Source organism: Novosphingobium sp. B-7 (assembly GCF_000410615.1).
In the GTDB taxonomy this organism is placed as follows: Bacteria; Pseudomonadota; Alphaproteobacteria; order Sphingomonadales; family Sphingomonadaceae; genus Novosphingobium; species Novosphingobium capsulatum.
Genome location: NZ_KE148404.1, coordinates 17,224 through 17,567 on the forward strand (window position 1 = coordinate 17,224; position 344 = coordinate 17,567).

The window sequence follows — 344 nt, forward strand, 5'->3', positions numbered from 1 at the left end:
CGGGCTACCGTCAGGAACGAGGGCGGCACGAACAGGTCGGCCGGTTCTTCCTCGTTCTCGTAGATCGCAAAGGGATCGAAGGCCGCCGGGGCCAGGTCGGCCGACAGCGCATCATCGGCCACCAGGGGGCGCAGGCGCGGCAGCGTGCTGGCGGGCTCATCGATCAGGATCGCGGTTTCGGATTCATCGATCATGTCCGCGCTAACCACCAGGGGGCGGCGCGGCGGGGCGTCGGGATGGGCATCGCGCGCACGCACCCGGGGCGCAACCGGCGCTTCATCCTGCACTTCGGCCCAGGTGGCGGGATCGATCGCTGCGCGGTGGCGGGCGCCCAGGCGCAGGCC

General features: G+C 71.5%; 1 pseudogene. It reads right to left on the reverse strand.

The annotated features are described in order from the left end of the window. Window positions 1–344, reverse strand: a pseudogene (locus H926_RS28465) (hypothetical protein); the annotation flags it as partial.